At 75.8% G+C, this 18,539-nt stretch carries 16 protein-coding genes; 2 read left to right on the plus strand and 14 right to left on the minus strand.

Annotated elements, in window-relative coordinates; all coding sequences use genetic code 11:
- Positions 1 to 355 precede the first annotated feature (355 nt).
- From tyrS to pheS, 13 genes are all read right to left on the minus strand, one after another.
- Entirely contained in the window at positions 356 to 1,642 is a 1,287-nt protein-coding gene (gene tyrS / locus ACI8AX_RS18945) for a tyrosine--tRNA ligase (RefSeq protein WP_456551402.1), read from the minus strand.
- A 3-nt stretch (positions 1,643 to 1,645) separates the two neighbouring features.
- Entirely contained in the window at positions 1,646 to 2,293 is a 648-nt protein-coding gene (locus ACI8AX_RS18950) for a DNA-3-methyladenine glycosylase (RefSeq protein ID WP_456551403.1), read from the minus strand.
- Between the two features lie 8 nt (positions 2,294 to 2,301).
- Positions 2,302 to 3,744, minus strand: a complete 1,443-nt coding sequence (gene argH, locus ACI8AX_RS18955; protein WP_456551404.1) for an argininosuccinate lyase — start codon at positions 3,742 to 3,744, stop codon at positions 2,302 to 2,304.
- Positions 3,741 to 4,277, minus strand: a complete 537-nt coding sequence (locus ACI8AX_RS18960; RefSeq protein ID WP_456551405.1) for an arginine repressor — start codon at positions 4,275 to 4,277, stop codon at positions 3,741 to 3,743. Before ACI8AX_RS18960 ends, argH begins: the two co-directional genes overlap by 4 nt.
- A 75-nt stretch (positions 4,278 to 4,352) precedes the next feature.
- The gene (gene argF, locus ACI8AX_RS18965) at positions 4,353 to 5,315 is read right to left on the minus strand and encodes an ornithine carbamoyltransferase (RefSeq protein WP_456551406.1); all 963 of its coding nucleotides are present in this window, start codon (positions 5,313 to 5,315) and stop codon (positions 4,353 to 4,355) included.
- Positions 5,312 to 6,502, minus strand: a complete 1,191-nt coding sequence (locus ACI8AX_RS18970; protein ID WP_456551407.1) for an acetylornithine transaminase — start codon at positions 6,500 to 6,502, stop codon at positions 5,312 to 5,314. Before ACI8AX_RS18970 ends, argF begins: the two co-directional genes overlap by 4 nt.
- Positions 6,499 to 7,524, minus strand: coding sequence for an acetylglutamate kinase (gene argB, locus ACI8AX_RS18975; protein WP_456551408.1), 1,026 nt, complete (start codon positions 7,522 to 7,524; stop codon positions 6,499 to 6,501). Before argB ends, ACI8AX_RS18970 begins: the two co-directional genes overlap by 4 nt.
- Positions 7,521 to 8,672 (minus strand): bifunctional glutamate N-acetyltransferase/amino-acid acetyltransferase ArgJ, encoded by a 1,152-nt coding sequence (gene argJ, locus ACI8AX_RS18980; protein ID WP_456551409.1) that lies wholly within the window; start codon positions 8,670 to 8,672, stop codon positions 7,521 to 7,523. Before argJ ends, argB begins: the two co-directional genes overlap by 4 nt.
- Positions 8,669 to 9,709 carry an N-acetyl-gamma-glutamyl-phosphate reductase gene (gene argC / locus ACI8AX_RS18985; protein WP_456551410.1) on the minus strand — a complete coding sequence of 347 codons (1,041 nt, stop codon included), beginning with the start codon at positions 9,707 to 9,709 and terminating at the stop codon, positions 8,669 to 8,671. The genes argJ and argC overlap by 4 nt, the downstream gene beginning before the upstream one ends.
- Positions 9,710 to 9,798: 89 nt before the next feature.
- Positions 9,799 to 10,017: a DUF6158 family protein gene (locus ACI8AX_RS18990; protein ID WP_456551411.1), complete on the minus strand. Its 219-nt coding sequence runs from the start codon at positions 10,015 to 10,017 to the stop codon at positions 9,799 to 9,801.
- A gap of 59 nt (positions 10,018 to 10,076) precedes the next feature.
- Positions 10,077 to 10,880: an SDR family NAD(P)-dependent oxidoreductase gene (locus ACI8AX_RS18995; RefSeq protein ID WP_456551412.1), complete on the minus strand. Its 804-nt coding sequence runs from the start codon at positions 10,878 to 10,880 to the stop codon at positions 10,077 to 10,079.
- Between the two features lie 54 nt (positions 10,881 to 10,934).
- The gene (gene pheT / locus ACI8AX_RS19000; RefSeq protein ID WP_456551413.1) at positions 10,935 to 13,391 is read right to left on the minus strand and encodes a phenylalanine--tRNA ligase subunit beta; all 2,457 of its coding nucleotides are present in this window, start codon (positions 13,389 to 13,391) and stop codon (positions 10,935 to 10,937) included.
- Entirely contained in the window at positions 13,388 to 14,455 is a 1,068-nt protein-coding gene (gene pheS / locus ACI8AX_RS19005; protein ID WP_456551414.1) for a phenylalanine--tRNA ligase subunit alpha, read from the minus strand. The genes pheT and pheS overlap by 4 nt, the downstream gene beginning before the upstream one ends.
- 148 nt (positions 14,456 to 14,603) lie before the next feature.
- Here pheS and ACI8AX_RS19010 point away from each other — a divergent pair, with 148 nt between their 5' ends.
- Together ACI8AX_RS19010 and ACI8AX_RS19015 are read left to right on the plus strand one after the other, a co-directional pair.
- On the plus strand, positions 14,604 to 15,446 hold the full coding sequence (locus ACI8AX_RS19010) for an EamA family transporter (protein ID WP_456551415.1): 843 nt from the start codon (positions 14,604 to 14,606) through the stop codon (positions 15,444 to 15,446).
- A 74-nt stretch (positions 15,447 to 15,520) separates the two neighbouring features.
- A complete protein-coding gene (locus ACI8AX_RS19015) occupies positions 15,521 to 17,782 on the plus strand; it encodes a diguanylate cyclase domain-containing protein (protein ID WP_456551416.1) in 2,262 nt (753 codons plus the stop codon).
- A gap of 13 nt (positions 17,783 to 17,795) precedes the next feature.
- Here the strand turns inward: ACI8AX_RS19015 and ACI8AX_RS19020 are convergent, their stop codons facing one another.
- Complete coding sequence (locus ACI8AX_RS19020) at positions 17,796 to 18,455, minus strand: TetR/AcrR family transcriptional regulator (protein ID WP_456551417.1); 660 nt, start codon at positions 18,453 to 18,455, stop codon at positions 17,796 to 17,798.
- Positions 18,456 to 18,539: the final 84 nt, after the last annotated feature.

An 18,539-nucleotide genomic window follows, 5' to 3' on the forward strand; every position in this document is an offset into this window, starting at 1 on the left:
GCTGACACTCGCGATATCAATCAACCAAAGGAATCCCAGCACCACGAACCCGAAGATCCGCAGCACCCGGGGTATTACTTGGCACTGACTTTCGGCACGCTGTTGAGTTCTCAAGGAACGGACGCGCGAAGAACCAGACCCCCTGAGAGGCCCTCGTCAACGGCGGCTTGTCCCACTGTACGCCGCTCCGGGGCGGCCCTTCCGGGCCCCTCCTCGCGGCCCCTCCCGGGGTCCCGCGCGGCGCAGAGAGAAAGTTACGCGCCTGTCGGACGCCGTGTCAAACCGGTCCCGGGGTGACGGTCGACACCCGGCCGGAACCGGCGCGTCACCTCGCGTTCACGCGCCAGCGGGCTCCTCAGGGCGTGGACGAGCCACGCTGCACACCGGCCACGGCCCGCTTCCCGCGGCGCAGGACCAGCCACCCGCCGGGCAGCCAGGTCTCCTCCCCGGGGACGGCCTCGGCGTCGGTCACCCGCTCGTTGTTGAGGTACGCGCCGCCCTCCTTCACCGTCCGCCGCGCCTCGGACAGGCTGCCGGCGAGGCCCGTGAGGTGCAGCAGCTGCGCCACCGAGGGCACGTCGCCGTCCACGGTGACGCTGCCGGCCTCCCGCAGCGCGGCGCCGAGGGTCTCCGGGCCGAGGGCCGAGAGCTCCTCCCGTCCGAAGAGCGCCCTCCCGGCGGCCTCCGCCTGCCGCAGCTCGTCGGCGCCGTGCACGAGCCGGGTCAGCTCCTCGGCCAGCGCACGCTGCACGGCCCGGGAGGCCGGTCGCTCGGTGCTCTCGGCGATGAGCGCCGCCACCTCCTCGGCCGGCCGCTCCGAGTACAGCGGCAGCCATGCCCGGGCGTCGGCGTCGTCGGCGTTGAGCCAGAACTGGAAGAACGCGTAGGGAGACGTCAGCGAGGCGTCCAGCCAGACCGCTCCGCCCTCGGTCTTGCCGAACTTCGTGCCGTCGGACTTGGTCACCAGCGGCGTGGAGAGGGCGTGCACCCGCGCACCCTCCGTCCGGCGGACCAGGTCGATGCCGGCGGTGAGGTTGCCCCACTGGTCGGAGCCACCGGTCTGCAGCGTCACGCCGTGCCGGCGGTGCAGCTCGCGGAAGTCGTTGGCCTGGAGGATCTGGTAGCTGAACTCGGTGTAGCTGATGCCGGCCTCGGAGTTCAGCCGCGCCGACACGGCCTCCTTGGCCAGCATCTGGCTGACTCGGAAGTGCTTGCCGATGTCACGGAGGAAGTCGATGGCCGACAGCGGTCCGGTCCAGTCGAGGTTGTCGACGTAGACGGGCGCCTGGAGCCCCTCGGCCTCGGCGGGGAGCTCGAGCAGCGGCGCGACCTGCCGGCGGATGCTCGCCACCCAGCCGGCCACGACCTCCGGGTCGTTGAGCTGCCGCTCCGCGGTCGGCCGCGGGTCGCCGATGAGGCCCGTCGCGCCACCGACCAGGACCACCGGCTGGTGGCCGGCCCGCTGCAGGGCCCGCATGACCATGTACTGCACCAGGTGACCGACGTGCAGGCTCGGCGCCGTGGGGTCCACTCCGCAGTAGAAGGCGACCGGCCCGGCACCGAGGTGGGCGCGGAGGGCGTCCTCGTCGGTGCTCTGGGCGATCAGCCCGCGCCGGTGCAGTTCGTCGATCACGTCGGTCACGGCTCAATCCTGCCTGGGCGACCGCCGCACCTTCCGGCCGCCCGCGCGGAAGGCGCTCACCGTGTCCGAGGCCGGGTCCCAGAACCGCCAGGGCAGGTCCGTCGCCACGCTGATCCCGACACGGGGACCGGAGGCGACGGCGGACGGCGGCTCCCCGGCGTGCAGCCGGACCGGCGAGGCCGGGTCGAGCAGCGCCGCACCGCGGTCGTCGGGGCCGATGCCCAGTGCCTGGGTCAGCCGGGCCGGCCCGCGCGCCAGGTCGCGCGCCGCCTTGGCGGCGGGACGGCGGGTTCGGGCCACCAACTCCCCGGCCACCACCTCACCGGCCCGCAGCAGCACCGCCGAGCCCCGGCCCTCCGGACCGACCACCACGTTCGCGCACCAGTGCACGCCGTAGCTGAAGTAGACGTACAGCCGGCCCGGCGGCCCGAACATGATCGCCGCCCGCGGGGTCGGGCCGCGGTGGGCGTGCGACGCCGGGTCCTCCCCCGCCCCCGAGTACGCCTCCACCTCGGTGAGCCGCAGGGCGACGCGCCCCTCCGGCCGGTCGGTGACCACCCAGCAGCCGAGCAGCGCGGGGGCCACCTCGTCGACCGGGCCGAGCAGCTGCGCGGCGGCGAGCAGCGGGCCGGGCGCCGCCGGGTCGGGCACCGGAGCGCTCAGAGGACCGCCGCCACCGGGGAGGACGACGACCACTCCGCGTGCTGCCGCGCCAGCTCCGCCAGCTGCGCCAGCTGACCGGCGACCCGCTCGGGCGCCGTCCCGCCCCGGGCCCTGCGCGCCGCCAGGGCGCCGCGCACCGACAGCACCGAGCGGACGTCGGGGGTGAGCCGCTCGTCGATGCCGGCGAGCTGGTCGTCGTCCAGCTCGTCGAGCTCGAGGCCCGCGGACTCGCAGAAGGCGACCATCGCGCCGGAGATCTCGTGCGCCGACCGGAACGGCACGCCCTGCCGGACCAGCCACTCGGCGACGTCGGTGGCCAGCGCGAACCCCTGGGGGGCGGCGGCCTCGATCACCTCCGGGCGCAGCGTCAGGGTGGCGACCATCCCGGTCACGGCCGGCAGGAGCAGGAGCAGCTGCTCCATGGAGTCGAAGACCGGCTCCTTGTCCTCCTGCAGGTCCCGGTCGTAGGCCAGGGGCAGGCCCTTGAGCATGGTGAGCAGGCCGGTGAGGTTGCCGACGAACCGGCCGGACTTGCCGCGAGCGAGCTCGGCGATGTCGGGGTTCTTCTTCTGCGGCATGATCGACGACCCGGTCGCCCAGGCGTCGTCGAGGACAGCCCAGCCAAACTCGGTGGACGTCCACAGGACGACCTCCTCGCCCAGCCGGGACAGGTGGACGCCGATCAGGGCGGCGGCGAAGCAGAACTCCGCGGCGAAGTCGCGGTCGCTGACGCCGTCGATCGAGTTGTCCGAGGCTCGGTCGAAGCCCAGCTCGGCGGCGACGGCGTCGGGGTCCAGCGGCAGCGAGGAGCCGGCCAGCGCGCCGGACCCGTAGGGGCTGACGGCGGTGCGGCGGTCCCAGTCGCGCAGCCGGTCGACGTCGCGGGCGATCGCGTGCGCGTGGGCGAGCAGCTGGTGGGCCACCAGGATCGGCTGGGCGTGCTGCAGGTGCGTCATGCCGGGGGCGGCGACGTCGGAGTACCGCTCGGCGAGGCCGACCAGGGCGTACTCGAGCGAGGCCAGCTCGCCGACCAGCGCGCGGACGTGGTGGCGCAGGTACAGCCGCAGGTCGGTGGCGATCTGGTCGTTGCGGCTGCGGCCGGCGCGCAGCTTGCCGCCCAGCGGGCCGAGCTTCTCGGTGAGGCCGCGCTCGAGCGCCTCGTGCACGTCCTCGTCGGACTCCTGCGGCCCGAAGGTGCCGGCCGCGACCTCCGCCGACAGCTCGGTGAGGGCGCCGACCATCCGGTCCAGCTCCTCGTCGGTGAGCAGGCCGCCGCGGTGCAGCACGCGGGCGTGCGCGCGGGAGCAGGCCAGGTCGAAGGGTGCCAGCGTCCAGTCGAAGTGCGTCGACTTGCTGAGCGCGGCCATCGCCGGGGAGGGACCGCCGCCGAAGCGACCGCCCCACAGCCGGGTGTGCGAGGGCTGCGAGTCGGCGGTCACGGGGTGGGTTCCTCCAGGTCGGCGTTCAGTTCGGGGTACACGGGCGGGGTGCGCCGGGCCAGCCCGGCCAGCCGCTCGGCCAGCGCGGGGCCACCGTCGGGCGCTCGGGAGACCACCAGCACAGTGTCGTCGCCGGCGATGGTGCCCAGGACGTCGGGGAGGCCGACCTTGTCCAGGGCGGAGGCGAGGAACTGCGCGGCGCCCGGCGGGGTGCGCAGGACGGCGAGGTTGGCGCTGCCGTCGGCGTGGGTGAGCAGGTCGGCGAGCAGCCGGGTGAGCCGGGCGGGTGCGGTCTGCGCCGGCCGCAGCGGCGCGTTCTCCGGCGGCAGCACGTAGCTGGCCGGCGCGCCGTCGGAGCCGCGCATCTTCACCGCGCCCAGCTCGTCGAGGTCGCGCGACAGCGTCGCCTGGGTGACCTCGATCCCGGCCTCGGCGAGCAGGGCCGCGAGCTGGGTCTGCGACGTGACCGCCCGGGCCTCGATCAGCTCGCGGATCCGCGCCTGCCGGGCGCTGCGGGACAGCGCGCCGGTCATCGTCGGAGGGACCTCATCGGGCACGCTCCAGCAGGCGGCACGGCCCGGCACCGGCGGGATCGCACGTGGCGGCGGTCACCGGTCCCCCTGCTGCAGCAGCCAGATGAGGACCGCCTTCTGGGCGTGCAGCCGGTTCTCCGCCTCGTCCCAGACCGCGCTCTGCGGGCCGTCGATCACCGACGCGGCGATCTCCTTGCCGCGGTAGGCGGGCAGGCAGTGCAGGACGATCGCGTCGGTGGCCGCGCGGGCCAGCGCCGCCTCGTCGACGGCGTACGGCAGGAAGGGCGCGATCCGCTCCTCGTACTCCGACTCCTGCCCCATCGACACCCAGGTGTCGGTGACCAGGACGTCGGCGCCGTCGGCGGCGGCCGCGGCGTCGGCGGTCCACCGCACCGAGCCGCCGGTCCCGGCGGCGATCTCCTCGGCCCGCTCGAACACCGCCGGGTCGGGCCGGAACTCCGCCGGCGAGCCGATCCGCACGTGCATGCCGGCGGTGGCCCCGCCCAGCAGGTAGGAGTGCGCCATGTTGTTGGCGCCGTCGCCGAGGTAGCTCATGGTCAGGCCGGCGAGCCCGCCCGGTCGATCCGCGTGGTGCTCGGCGATCGTCTGCAGGTCGGCGAGGATCTGGCAGGGGTGGAACTCGTCGGTGAGCGCGTTGACCACCGGCACCCGGCTGGCCGCGGCCATCGCCTCGATGCGGTCCTGGCCGAAGGTGCGCCAGACGATGGCCGACACCTGGCGGTCGAGCACGCGGGCGGTGTCCTCGACCGGCTCGCCGCGGCCGAGCTGGCTCGCGGCGGCGTCGATCACCAGCGGGTAGCCGCCGAGCTCGGCGACGCCGACGGAGAACGACACCCGGGTGCGGGTGGAGGGCTTGTCGAACAGGACGGCGACCGCCCGCGGCACCCCGTTCGCCGCACGCAGCGGGGTCGGCGCCGCCTCGGTGTGCCGGGTGCGCTTGAGCTCCGCCGCCAGGGCCAGGACCTCGGCCTGCTCGGCCGGCGACAGGTCGTCGTCCCGCAGGAAGTGACGGGTCACGAGCCGGCCGCCGCGTCGAGCGCCGCCGGGAGGGCGGCGACGAAGGCGTCGACCTGGGCGTCGGTGACCACCAGCGAGGGGGCCAGCCGGACGACGTCGGACGCGACGGCGTTCACCAGGAACCCGGCCTCCCGCAGCGCGGCCTCGACCCCGGCGGCGACCGGCGCGGTGAGGACGACGCCGAGCAGCGCGCCCCGCCCCCGGACGCCGGACACCCCGGCGTGGCCGAGCCCCTCGATGCCGGCGGTGAACCGGTGCTCGAGCTCCTTGGCCCGCTCCAGCAGCCCCTCGTCGCGGATGGTGTCGAGCACCGCGAGCGCGGCGGCCGCGGCGATCGGGTTGCCGCCGAAGGTCGACCCGTGCGAGCCCGCCGTCATCAGGTCCGCGGCGTCGCCGAAGGCGAGCGTCGCGCCGATGGGCAGCCCGCCGCCGAGCGCCTTCGCCAGCGTGACCACGTCGGGCTGGAGGCCGTCGGCCTGGTGGGCGAACCAGTGGCCGGTGCGGCCGATGCCGGTCTGCACCTCGTCGACGGCGAAGAGCGCGCCGGCGCAGGCGGCCGTGGCGGCGGCGGACGCCAGGTACCCGGCCGGCGGGGGCTGGACACCGCCCTCCCCGAGCATCGGCTCGAGCAGCACCATGGCGGTCGCGTCGGTGACGGCCGCGGACAGCGCGCCGGCGTCGCCGTAGGGCACGTGGGACACCCCGCCGGGCAGCGGGGCGAACGCGGCGGCCTTGGACGGCTGGCCGGTGAGCGCCAGCGCGCCCATGGTCCGGCCGTGGAAGGCGCCCTCGGCGGTGACCACCTGGGTGCGCCCGGTCAGCCGGCTGAGCTTGAAGGCGGCCTCGTTGGCCTCGGCGCCGGAGTTGCAGAAGAAGACCCGGCCGGGGCGGCCGGCGAGCTCCAGCAGCCGCTCGGCGAGCGCGACGCCGGGCTCGTGCATCGCCAGGTTGGACACGTGGCCGAGGGTCTGCGCCTGCCGCGTGATGGCCTCGACGACCCTGGGGTGGGCGTGGCCGAGGATCGTCGTGGCGATGCCGCCGAGCAGGTCGGTGTACTCGCGGCCGTCGACGTCCCACACCGTGGCGCCCTCGCCGCGGGCGAGCGCGACCGCCGGGGCCCTGTAGTTGCCCATCATCACGGCCGACCAGCGGCGGGCCAGCTCCTCCGTGTGCGTGTGCTCGTTCATGCTGTCGCCTCCTCCTGTGTCGGCTCGGTGGGCGCGGGGACGACCATCGTCCCGGTGCCCTCGGTCGTGAACATCTCCAGCAGCAGGGCGTGCGGGGTGCGGCCGTCGACGACGGTCGCCCGCTTCACCCCGCCCTCGACCGCCCGCAGGCAGGCGGCCATCTTCGGGACCATCCCGGAGTCCAGGCCGGGCAGGATCTCGGCCAGCTCGGCGGCGTCGATCTGCTGCACCAGCGACCCGCGGTCGGGCCAGTCGGCGTAGAGCCCCTCGACGTCGGTGAGGACGACGAGCTTCACCGCGTCCAGCGCCACGGCCACCGCGGCCGCGGCGGTGTCGGCGTTGACGTTGTGCACCACGCCGTCGGCGTCGGGGGCCACGGTGGCGATCACCGGGATGTGCCCGGACTCCAGCAGCGCCCGCACCGGCCCGGGGTCGACCTCGACCACGTCGCCGACCAGGCCGACGTCGACCGGCTCGCCGTCGACCGTCGCCGTCGTCCGCTCGGCGCGGAACAGACCGCCGTCCTCCCCGGACAAGCCCACGGCCAGCGGGCCGTGCTGGTTGATCAGCCCGACCACCTCGGGGGTGACCTGGCCGGTGAGCACCATCCGGACCACCTCGATGGTCTCCTCGGTGGTCACCCGCAGGCCGCCGCGGAACTCGCTGGTGATCCCGAGCCGGCCGAGCATCTCGGTGATCTGCGGGCCGCCGCCGTGCACGACGACGGGGAGGATGCCGCAGGTCCGCAGGAAGACCATGTCCTCGGCGAAGGCCCGCCGGCACTCCTCGTCGACCATCGCGTGGCCGCCGTACTTGATCACCACGACGTTGCCGTGGAACTCCTTGAGCCACGGCAGCGCCCCGGTGAGGACGGCGACCTTGAGCGCGTCGCCCTCCGGGTCGTACTGGCGCATCTTGCGGGTGGTGCCGATGCGCCGGCGGACGGCCGGGACCTCGGGGGCGGGCTCGCCGACGCGGACGTCGGGGGGCGTGGGGTCCTGGGCGTTCGGGTCGTGGCTCACGTCGAGTACGCCGAGTTCTCGTGCACGTAGGCGATGGACAGGTCGTTGGTCCAGATCGTCGCCTGCTCGGTCCCCGCCCTCAGGTCGACGTCGATGGTGATCGCCCGGCCGGTGAGGTCGACGCCCTCGCGCGGGTCGCCGATCGAACCGCCCCGGCAGACGGTGACCCCGTTGATGGTCACGTCCACCTGGTCGGCCGCGAAGGCGGCGTCGGTGGTGCCGATCGCGGCCAGCACCCGGCCCCAGTTGGGGTCGTTGCCGAACAGCGCGGTCTTGAGCAGGTTGTTGCGGGCGCAGGCGCGGCCGGCGGTGAGCGCGTCCTCGACCGTGGCGGCGTTGCGGACGGTGATCGCGATGTCCTTCGTCGAGCCCTCGGCGTCGGCGAGCAGCTGCATCGCGAGGTCGGTGCAGACCGCGGTCAGCGCCTCGGTGAGCTCCCCGGCGTCCGGGGTCACCCCGCTCGCGCCGTTGGCCATGACGACGACCGTGTCGTTGGTCGAGAGGCAGCCGTCGGAGTCGACCCGCTCGAACGAGAGCTCCGTGGCCGTCTCGAGCGCCGGCTGCAGGACCTCGGTCGGGACGACGGCGTCCGTGGTGATCACGACGAGCATCGTGGCGAGCGACGGGGCGAGCATGCCCGCGCCCTTGGCCATGCCGCCGACGGTCCAGCCCTCCCGCTGCTGCACCGCGGTCTTGGGCACCGAGTCGGTGGTCATGATCGCGCGGGCGGCGTCCGGTCCGCCGTCGGCGCTCAGCGCCTGCGCGGCCGCGGTCACCCCGGGCAGGAGCTTCTCCATGGGCAGCCGCATGCCGATCAGGCCGGTGCTGGCCACGGCGACGTCGATCGCGCCGAGACCGAGCGCCGCCGCCGTGTGCTCGGCCGTGGCGTGGGTGTCGGCGAAGCCCTCGGGCCCGGTGCAGGCGTTGGCGCCGCCGGAGTTGAGGACGACGGCCCTGAGGCGACCGGTCGACAGCACCTGCCGGCTCCACTGCACCGGCGCGGCCGGGAAGCGGTTGGTTGTGAAGACGGCGGCCGCGGCGTCGTGCGGCCCGTCGTTCACCACGAGGGCGACGTCGGGGTCCCCGGACGACTTCAGCCCGGCGGCGACCCCGGTGGCGCGGAAGCCCTCAGGTGCGGTGACGGTCACGGCGCGACCCCCACGAGCGGCAGGCCGGTGGTCTCCGGCAGGCCGAGAGCGAGGTTGGCGCACTGGATGGCCGCTCCCCCGGTGCCCTTGGTGAGGTTGTCGACGGCGGCGACGACGACCAGCCGGCCGGCGTCGGGGTCGACCGCGAGCTGGATCGCCACGGTGTTGGCGCCGAGCACCTGCGCGGTGGTGGGCCACTGCCCCTCGGGGAGCAGGTGCACGAACGGCTCCTCGGCGTAGGCCTTCGCGTAGGCGGCCCGGGCGGCGTCGGCGTCCACCCCGGGGGCGAGCTTCGCCGAGCAGGTGGCGAGGATGCCCCGGCTCATCGGCACCAGCGTCGGGGTGAAGCTGATCGAGACGGGCGCACCGGCGGCCTGCGACAGCGTCTGCACCATCTCCGGGGTGTGCCGGTGCACGCCGCCGACGCCGTAGGCGCTGACCGAGCCCATGACCTCGCTGCCGAGCAGGTGCGGCTTGGCCGACTTGCCCGCGCCCGAGGTGCCGGAGGCCGCCACGACGACGACGTCGGGCTCGACCAGGCCGGCGGCCAGGGCCGGGGCCATCGCCAGGGTGACCGACGTCGGGTAACAGCCCGGGACGGCGATCCGCCGCGCGCCGGTCAGCCGCTCGCGCTGGCCGGGCAGCTCCGGCAGGCCGTAGGGCCAGCTGCCGGCGTGCTCGGAGCCGTACCACCGGGTCCAGGCCGCCGGGTCGTTGAGCCGGTGGTCGGCGCCGCAGTCGACGACCAGCGTGTCGTCGGGCAGCTGCGCGGCGACCTCGGCCGACTGGCCGTGCGGCAGCGCGAGGACGACGACGTCGTAGCCGGCGAGGTCCTCGGGCCCGCTGGGCCGCACCTCGAGGTCGGCGTAGGGCAGCAGGTGGGGCTGGAGCTCACCGAGGCGTCGGCCGGCGCTCGATGCCGCGTGCACCCCGGTCAGCCGGAGGTTCGGGTGCCCGGCCAGCAGCCGGCACACCTCACCCCCCGCGTACCCGGTGGCGCCGGTGACCCCGACCGTCCACGTCCGCGATGTGCTCACGATGCATGACCATACACGACCATGCATGACCGTTCATCGCGGTGTCCCGGCCGGCGGGAGCACTTCGCGCGCGAGAGTCCCCCGGAGGGTCAGCCGCCGTAGCCGGCGAGCTTGGCCTCTGCGTCGGTCACGCCGCGGGTGAAGCGGCGCACGTACTCGGCCTCGAGCTGGTCGGTGCGCTCGCGGTGGTTGGCCCACGCCTCGGCCGACCCGGTGCGGAGGATGTCGTGCCGCTTCTCGTAGAGGTGGGCCAGCTCGCGGTTGAGGTCCTCGTCGGAGATCTCGGCCATGGCCGGTGGGTGCAGCATGGGGCCGACCCTAGGGAGCCCTGGCCGGACCCGCAGCGCGTCAGCCGAGCAGGTCAGCGTCAGCCCAGCGGGTCGCCGTCCCCCCAGGGGCGCAGCCGCAGCCGGCGGGCGTCGCCCTCCGGGGTGCGGGCCGCGAGCTCGGCCGGCGTCTCGTTGTTCACGTGCAGGAAGCGGCCGCCCCAGGCGTCGAGCTCCCCGGCGGCGATGGCGGCGACCATCCCCACCACCCGCTCGACCGGCGTCCAGTCCTCGAAGCCCTGCCACATGGCCATCGACCGGGTCATCGGGGTGTCGACGACGCCGGGCGCCACGTCGAAGGCGTGCACGTCCGTGCCCTCCAGCGCCCCCTCCAGCGCCTCGGTCATGCGCATCAGCCCGGTCTTGGCCACCGAGTAGGCCGAGTACTGCGGCCGGGCGCGCACGCTCATCCCGCTGGCGAGGTTGACGATCCGGCCGCGGTTGCGCAGGACCATCCACGGCACCACGGCGCGGCAGAGCAGGTACCCGCCGCGCACGTGGCTGGAGACGACGTCCCACCACTGGTCGGGGTCGGTCTCCCACAGCGGCTCCTCGGCCGCGTCGACGACACCGGCGTTGTTGACCAGCAGGTCGACCCGGCCGAGCTCGCCGGCGACCTCCTCCACGGCGGCGTCCACCGCGGCCCGGTCGGTCACGTCGGCGGTCACCGCGAGGGTGCGCGCGCCGGTGGCCGCGGCGATCTCGTCCATCGCCGTCCGCAGCCGGTCCCCGGTCCGGGCCAGGCCGGCCACGGCCATGCCGCGGGCGGCCAGGCCCTCGGCCAGGGCCCGGCCGATGCCGGTGGACGCCCCGGTGACCAGGGCGACCCCGTCGATCCTGTTCATGACCCCCTCCGGAGGCTCGTGCCGAGCGTGCGAGGCGTGAGAGGCAGGGGGTCCTTACCGGAGGGTCGCCCCGGTCCGCTCCCCCACCAGGGCGACCGCGCGCTGCCGCACCTCGGCGGCCTCCTCGCCGGTGAGCGTCCGGTCCGGCGCGCGGAGGGTGAGCGCGTAGGCCAGCGAGCGCTGCCCCTCCGGCACGGGGGCGCCGGTGTAGACGTCGAACAGCCGCACCGACTCCAGCAGCCCGCCCGCGCCCTCGCGCAGCGCGGCCTCGACGTCGGCCGCGGCCACCTCGGCGGGGACCACGAACGCGAGGTCGAGGAGCACCGGCGGATAGGTGGAGATCGGCGGGCCGGACGGCACGGGGCGGGCCGGCAGCGCGTCGACGTCGAGCTCCATGACCGCCGTCCGCGCCGGTAGCTCCAGCGCCGCGCACACCCGCGGGTGCAGCTCGCCCGCGTACCCGACGACGGTCCCCCCCACGAGCAGCTCGGCGCAGCGGCCGGGGTGCCACGGGGCGCGCTCGCCGGCCCGCACGGTCAGTTCCACGCCGGCGGCGTCGGCCACGCGGCGGGCGGCCTCGACCGCGTCGGCCCACTCCGCCGGCCGGCCCGGGCCCCACCAGCCGCGCCGCTCGCGCGAGCCGGTGAGCGCCACGGCCACGTGCCAGGGCTGCTCGGGCACCGCGCCCAGCAGCGCGGCGAGGACGTCGTCGCCGGGTCGGCGGTCGACCCCGGGCAGCGGCGCCGGCGAGCGCCGCCCCCCGGGGAACACCGCGCCGTGCTCGAACAGCGCCAGGTCGCGCTGGCCGCGGGCGAGGTTGCGGGCGAGGGCGGCGAGCAGGCCGGGCAGCAGCGTCGTCCGCAGCGCCGGCTCCTCCTCCGACAGCGGGTTGCGCACGAGCACGGTCTGCCGGCGCTCGTCGTCGGCGTCCAGGCCGAGCGCGTCGAGCGCCCGCTCGCCGACGAACGGGTAGGACGGCGCCTCGACGTGGCCGGTCTCGGCCAGCGCGCGGCCGATGGCCCGGCGCCGCCGCTGGGTCTCGGTCAGTCCCCCGCCGGGCGGGGCGGTGGGCAGCACCGACGGGATGTCGTCATACCCGGCGAGCCGGACGACCTCCTCGACCAGGTCGGCCGGGTCGGTGAGGTCCGGGCGCCAGGACGGCGGGGTGACGCGGAGCGCACCGTCGCCCGCCACGGTGCAGCCGACCGCGGTGAGCAGGTCGACCACCTGCGACTCCGCGTAGGGGACGCCGGCGACGCGGGCCGGGGCGCCGGCGTCCAGCTCGACGACCGGGCGCGGACCGCGGGTGTCGACGTCGACCGGCGAGCCGACCACGCGGGCGCCGCCGTACTCGGCCAGCAGCGCGGCCGCCCGGGCGAGGGCGACCACGGTCATCTCCGGGTCGACGCCGCGCTCGAACCGCTTGGCCGCCTCGCTGGGCAGCCGGTGCCGGCGGGCGGTGCGGGCCACCCCGGTCGGCTCCCAGTGCGCGGCCTCGAGCAGGACGTTCGTCGTCCCGTCCCCGATCTCGGTCGACGCACCGCCCATCACCGCGGCCAGGCCGATCGGGCCGGTGTCGTCGGTGATCAGCAGGTCGTCGGCGTCCAGCGCCCGCTCGGCGCCGTCGAGAGTGGTCAGCCGCTCCCCCGCCCGGGCCCGGCGGACGACGATCGGGCCGGTGACCGCGTCCCGGTCGAAGGCGTGCATCGGCTGGCCGAGCTCGAGCATCACGTAGTTGGTGACGTCGACGGCCAGGGAGATGCTGCGGACGCCGGACTGCGCCAGCCGCCGGCGCATCCACCACGGGCTCGCCGCGGCGGGGTCGAGGCCCTCGAGCGCGATCATCGAGAACCGGTCGCAGCGGTCGGCGTCCTCGACGCGCACCTGCCACGCCGGCTCGCCGGACCAGGACGGCAGCTCCAGCGCGCCGGCGTCGCGCCAGTCGACGCCCAGGCCGGTGCCCATCTCCCGGGCGAGGCCGCGCATGGCCAGGCAGTAGCCGCGGTCGGGGGTGACGGCGAGCTCGATGACGACGTCGTCCAGTCCGACCAGCGGCCCGGCCGGGGTGCCCGGCGCCGGCGCGTCGTCGCCCAGTACCAGGATGCCGGCGTGGTCGTCGCCGACGCCCAGCTCGCGGACGGAGCAGATCATCCCGTCGGAGACGTGGTCGTAGGTCTTCCGCGCGGCGATCGCGAAGCCGCCGGGCAGCACCGCACCGGGCAGCGCGACCACCACCGCGTCACCGGCGGCGAAGTTGCGCGCGCCGCAGACGATGCCGCGCGGCTCGCCCTCCCCGACGTCCACCTGCGTGTAGCGGATCGGCTTCTTGAAGCCGGTCAGCTCCTCGATCTCCAGCACCCGGCCGACCACGAGCGGGCCGGTCACCGGCTCGGGGCGGTGGATCTCCTCGACCTCGAGGCCGAGCCGGACGAAGGCGGTGTCGAGGTCCTCGACCGTCGTCCCGGCGGGGACGTCGACGTACTCGGCCAGCCAGCCGATCGGGACTCTCACAGCTCCACTCCGAACGCAGTCGTGAACCGGACGTCGCCCTCGACGATGTCGCGCATGTCGGTGATGCCCGAGCGGAACATGAGGCCCCGCTCGATGCCCAGGCCGAAGGCGAACCCGCTGTACTCCTCGGGGTCGACGCCGCAGGCGACCAGCACCCGCGGGTTGACCATCCCGCAGCCGCCCCACTCGACCCAGCGCGGTCCGTCGCGGTGCTCGGGGAACCACACGTCGAACTCGGCCGAGGGCTCGGTGAAGGGGAAGTACGACGGCCGCCAGCGGGTGACCGCCTCGGCGCCGAACAGGGTGCGGGCGAGGTGGTCGAGCGTGCCGCGCAGGTGCGCCATGGTCAGGCCGCGGTCGACGGCCAGGCCCTCGATCTGGTGGAAGACCGGGGTGTGCGTCGCGTCGAGCTCGTCGGTCCGGTAGACCCGCCCGGGCGCCACGACGTAGATCGGCGGCGTGCGGGACAGCATGGTGCGGGCCTGCACGGGGCTGGTGTGCGTGCGCAGCACCAGGCCGGAGTCCTCCGGCGCCACGAAGAAGGTGTCCATCATCGTGCGCGCCGGGTGGTCGCGGCCGATGTTGAGCGCGTCGAAGTTCAGCCACTCCGCCTCGAGCTCCGGGCCCTCGGCGACCTCGTAGCCCATGCCGACGAAGACGTCGGAGATCCGCTCGGCGAACGTGGTCAGCGGGTGGCGGGCGCCGCGGGGCACCCGGTCCCAGGGCAGCGTGACGTCGACCCGCTCCTCGGCCAGCACGCGGGCGTCGCGCTCGGCCTCCAGCTCGGCCAGCCGCCGCTCGTAGGCCTCGGTGACGGCGACGCGCGCGGCGTTGACCCGCTTGCCGGCGTCGGAGCGGGCGGCCGGGGGCAGCGCGCCGAGCTCGCGGCGGGCCAGCAGCACCGGCGCCCGGTCGCCGAGGTGGGCCGGCCGGACCGCGGCCAGCCCGGCGAGGTCGGCAGCCGCGCCGAACGCCTCGACCGCGGCGGCGACCGCGGCGTCGAGGGCCTCGGCGGAGAGCGCGGCGACCTGCTTGGGGTCGTAGGGGTCGTTGGCGCCAGACACGGGAGGCCATTCTGCCCGGCACCGGCCCGCGCACGCGCGTGGGTTCTCGGCACCCGCCCGCCGGGTCCCGCGACGAGATCTGCACAGTGGTCGCCATCGGCGCTCGACAGCGACGACTGTGCAGATCTCGCGGAGGGAGAGCAGCGGCGTGGCGGTCGTCCTCGCGCTGGCATCGGCGGTCGTCTACGGGACGGCGGACTTCCTCGGCGGGCTGGCGAGCCGGCGCGCGTCCGTCCTCGCCGTCGTCGCCCTCTCCCAGGCCACCGGGCTGGCCGCGCTGCTGCTGCTCCTGCCCTGGCTCGGCGGGCCGGTGACCGGCGCCGACCTGCTCTGGGGCGCCGGCGCCGGGCTGGCCGGGGCGACCGGGCTGCTGGTCTTCTTCCGCACGCTGGCCGGCGGGGTGATGAGCGTCGTCGCGCCGACGACGGCGGTCACCGCGGCCGCCGTCCCGGTGCTCGTCGGCGTCGTCTCCGGCGACCGGGTCGGGGTGCCGGCGACGATCGGCATCCTGCTCGCGCTCGTGGCCGTCGCCCTGGTCTCCGCCGAGGAGGGCGGGGGCGCCCTGCGCGCGGCCCGGCCCGCCGCCCTGGTGCCGGCGCTGCTGGCCGGCCTGGCCTTCGGCTGCTTCTTCGTGCTGCTCGACCAGACCCGCGAGGAGTCCCGGCTGACGCCGCTGGTGGCGGCCCGTGTCGCGTCGATCGGGCTGGTGGTGCTCGTGGCCGCGGCCGGGCGCCGCTCGCTGCGGCCGCCCCGCGCCGCGCTGCCGCTGGTCCTGCTCTCCGGGGTGCTGGACATGGCGGCGAACGCGCTCTTCCTCCTGGCCACCCAGGCTCCCGGCCAGCTGGCGATCACCGGCGTGCTGGCCTCGCTGTACCCGGTCAGCACCGTCGTCCTGGCCCAGGTGCTGCTGCGCGAGCGGCTGGCCGGCGCCCAGGTGGCCGGGCTGGTCGCCGCGGCCGTCGCCGTCGTGCTCATCACGACCCCCGGCTGACCCGTCTCCCCCGCGCGGGTGGGACGGCGGACCGATCGGTGCACGGACCGGCGTCCGCTGCCGATGCACCGCTCGTGGACCTCATCCGTACCGCCGCCGCCGACGCCCTGGACGCCGTCCTCGCCTCCGGCGGCGTCCGCAGCGTCTTCCAGCCGATCGTCGAGATCGACACCGGCCGGGTGGTGGCCTACGAGGCGCTCGCCCGCGGCCCGCACGGGCCGCTGGAGCGCCCCGACCAGCTCTTCGGCGCCGCCCGGGCCGCCGCCCGCCTGGCCGAGCTGGACCAGGCGTGCCGGACCGCGGCGCTGCGCGGAGCGGTCGAGCAGGGGCTGACCGCGCCGCTCACGCTCTTCGTCAACGTGGAGCCGGAGGTGCTGGACCAGGCACCGGTGGAGACGCTGCTGGGGCTGGCGACCTCGGCTCCCGGCGGGCTGCGGGTGGTCCTGGAGATCACCGAGCGGGCCCTGGCCGCCCGGCCCGCCGAGCTGCTGCGGACCGTGGCGCGGGTGCGGTCGGCGGGCTGGGGCGTGGCCGTGGACGACGTCGGCGCCGAGCCGATGTCGCTGGCCTTCATGCCGCTGCTGCGCCCCGACGTGGTCAAGCTCGACCTGAGGCTGGTCCAGGAGCGGCCCGGCCCGGACGTCGCCGAGATCATGAACGCGGTCAACGCCTACGCCGAGCGCACCGGCGCGGTCGTGCTGGCCGAGGGCATCGAGCACGAGCAGCACCTGGCCATGGCCCGCGGCCTCGGCGCCACCCTGGGACAGGGCTGGTTCTTCGGCCGCCCGGCCGCCGGCCCCGCGGACGACCGGGAGACCGGCGAGCTCGCGCTGCCCGGCTCCGCGGCCGCCGTCGCTGCCGACGAGACCGTCTCCCCCTTCGCCTGCCTGCCCGAGGGGACGCCGCTGCGGCAGGCCCCCAAGGCGCTGCTCATCGAGCTCTCCAAGCAGCTCGAGCGGGAGGCGATGCGGATGGGCCGCACCTGCGTGGTCGCCGCGGCCTTCCAGGAGGCCCGCCACTTCACGCCGTCGACCACCCAGCGCTACCGCGACCTGGTCGAGCGCACCGGGTTCGTGTGCGCGCTCGGCGAGGGCCTGCCCGAGGAGCCGCTGCCCGGCCTGCGCGGCACCACCCTCGCCGACGGCGACCCGGTCCGCGGCGAGTGGGACGTGACCGTCCTGAGCCCGCACTTCAGCGCCGCGCTGCTGGCCCGCGACCTCGGCGACACCGGCCCCGAGCGCGAGCGCCGGTTCGAGTACGCCCTGACCTACGACCGCGACACCGTGGTGGCCGCGACGTCGTCGCTGCTGGCCCGGGTCGCCCCGCGGGTGGCCCCGGCGCCCGAGCCGGCGCGCCCGGCGGCACCCACCCCGGCGGTGGCGGTGGCCCGGGCGGCCGCGGCGGGCGTGCCGGCCGGCGAGGCGCTGCTGCTCGAGGCGCTCGGCGCCACGCCGAGCGGCGTCGCGGTGGCCGACCTGCGGCTGCCCGACCAGCCGCTGGTCTACGTCAACCCGGCGTTCGAGCGGCTCGCCGGCCTGCCGCGCGAGCAGCTGCTCGGCCGCAACTGCCGCTTCCTGCAGGACCCCGACACCGACCCGGGCGCCGTCGCCCGCATCCGCGCCGCGATCGCCGCCGGCGAGGAGTGCCGGGAGACCGTGCTCAACGTCCGCGGTCCCGAGCGCACCCCGTGGTGGAACGAGCTGCACCTGGCGCCGGTCCGCGACACCTCCGGCGCGGTCGTGCAGTACATCGGCGTGCAGGTCGACGTCACCGCCCGCGTGGAGGCCGAGCGCGCGCTGGTGCAGGAGCGCGACCGCACCCGGGCCGCGCTGGCCCGCATCGAGGAGCTCGCGGCCACCGACCCGCTCACCGGGCTGGCCAACCGCCGCCGGCTGCAGGAGCAGGTGGAGACCGCGTTGTGGGACGCCCGCGCCCGCGGCGAGTCCCTGGCACTGCTCTTCCTCGACCTCGACGGCTTCAAGGCCGTCAACGACCGGTTCGGCCACGCCGCCGGCGACGAGCTCCTGCAGGAGGTGGCGGCCCGGCTGCGGCAGCGGCTACGCCGCCGCGACCTGGTGGCCCGCCTCGGCGGCGACGAGTTCCTCGTCGCCCTCCCCGGCCTCTCCGGCGACGGCGAGGCACACGCGGAGGCACGCCGGGTGGCCGACGCCCTCGTCGAGGCGGTCAGCCTGCCGGTGGACGTGCACGGGGCGCCGGTCTTCGTCGGCGCCAGCGTCGGGATCGCCGTCGCCCCGGAGGACGGCGTCGGCTTCGCCACCCTGCTGCACCTGGCCGACACGCGGATGTACGAGGCGAAGGCGGTGCTCGCCCGCTGACGCCGGGGGCGGCTCAGGCCGGCGGCAGGAGGGCGGCCAGCCCGCCGTGGGCGAGGTCGGCGAGCTGCTCGGCCAGCTCCCCCGCCGGCACCGTGCGGGTGTCCGCCCACCAGTGCGCGGCCAGCTGCACCATGCCCACGACGCCGTAGGCCCACGTCATCGCCCCGGCGGCGGACCGCCCGGCGGCCGTCAGGCGCTCGGTCATGAGCACCCCGAGTGCGTCGGCGACCTGGCGCTCGGTGGCGGCGACGAGGTCGGCGCGGCCGGACCGGCCGGCCTGGGCGTAGGCGAAGCGGTACAGCGCCGGCTCGTCCTCGATGAGCTGCACGAACGCGCGGATGACGCCGTGCAGCCGCGCGCGGTCGTCGGCCCGCTCGAGCGCCAGCTCGCCGAGCAGCCGGGGCAGGAGGAGGTCGTCGGCGATCCGCTCCAGGACGGCGTCGACCAGCTCGTCCTTGTCGCTGAAGTACCGGTAGATCACGGTCTTGGACACCCCGGCGGCGCGGGCGACGTCGTCGACCGCGAAGTCCGGCCCGGCCGCGCGCACCGCGGTCAGCGCCGCCCCCACCAGCTCGGCGCGGCGCTCCCGCCGGTGCTCGGTCCAGCGGGCCCGTCGTCCGTCCGGCGCGGAGCGGCCCTCCACGGCGGGGCGGCTCTCCGTCGTCCTCGGCACGGACCCATCCTCCCCCATCATTTGCGTGTGTCAGTCGGTAACAGCTACCGTCGGGCACAGCATCACCCGACCCGCCTCGGAGGA

The organism is Blastococcus sp. SYSU D00813 (assembly GCF_054050735.1).

Excerpts from the sequence above, each read along its gene's own strand:
- ACI8AX_RS18960 (WP_456551405.1), bottom strand. The coding sequence starts at position 4,277 with ATGACCGGCGCGCTGTCCCGCAGCGCCCGGCAGGCGCGGATCCGCGAG.
- ACI8AX_RS18970 (WP_456551407.1), bottom strand. The coding sequence starts at position 6,502 with ATGAACGAGCACACGCACACGGAGGAGCTGGCCCGCCGCTGGTCGGCC.
- ACI8AX_RS18990 (WP_456551411.1), bottom strand. The coding sequence starts at position 10,017 with ATGCTGCACCCACCGGCCATGGCCGAGATCTCCGACGAGGACCTCAAC.
- ACI8AX_RS18995 (WP_456551412.1), bottom strand. The coding sequence starts at position 10,880 with ATGAACAGGATCGACGGGGTCGCCCTGGTCACCGGGGCGTCCACCGGC.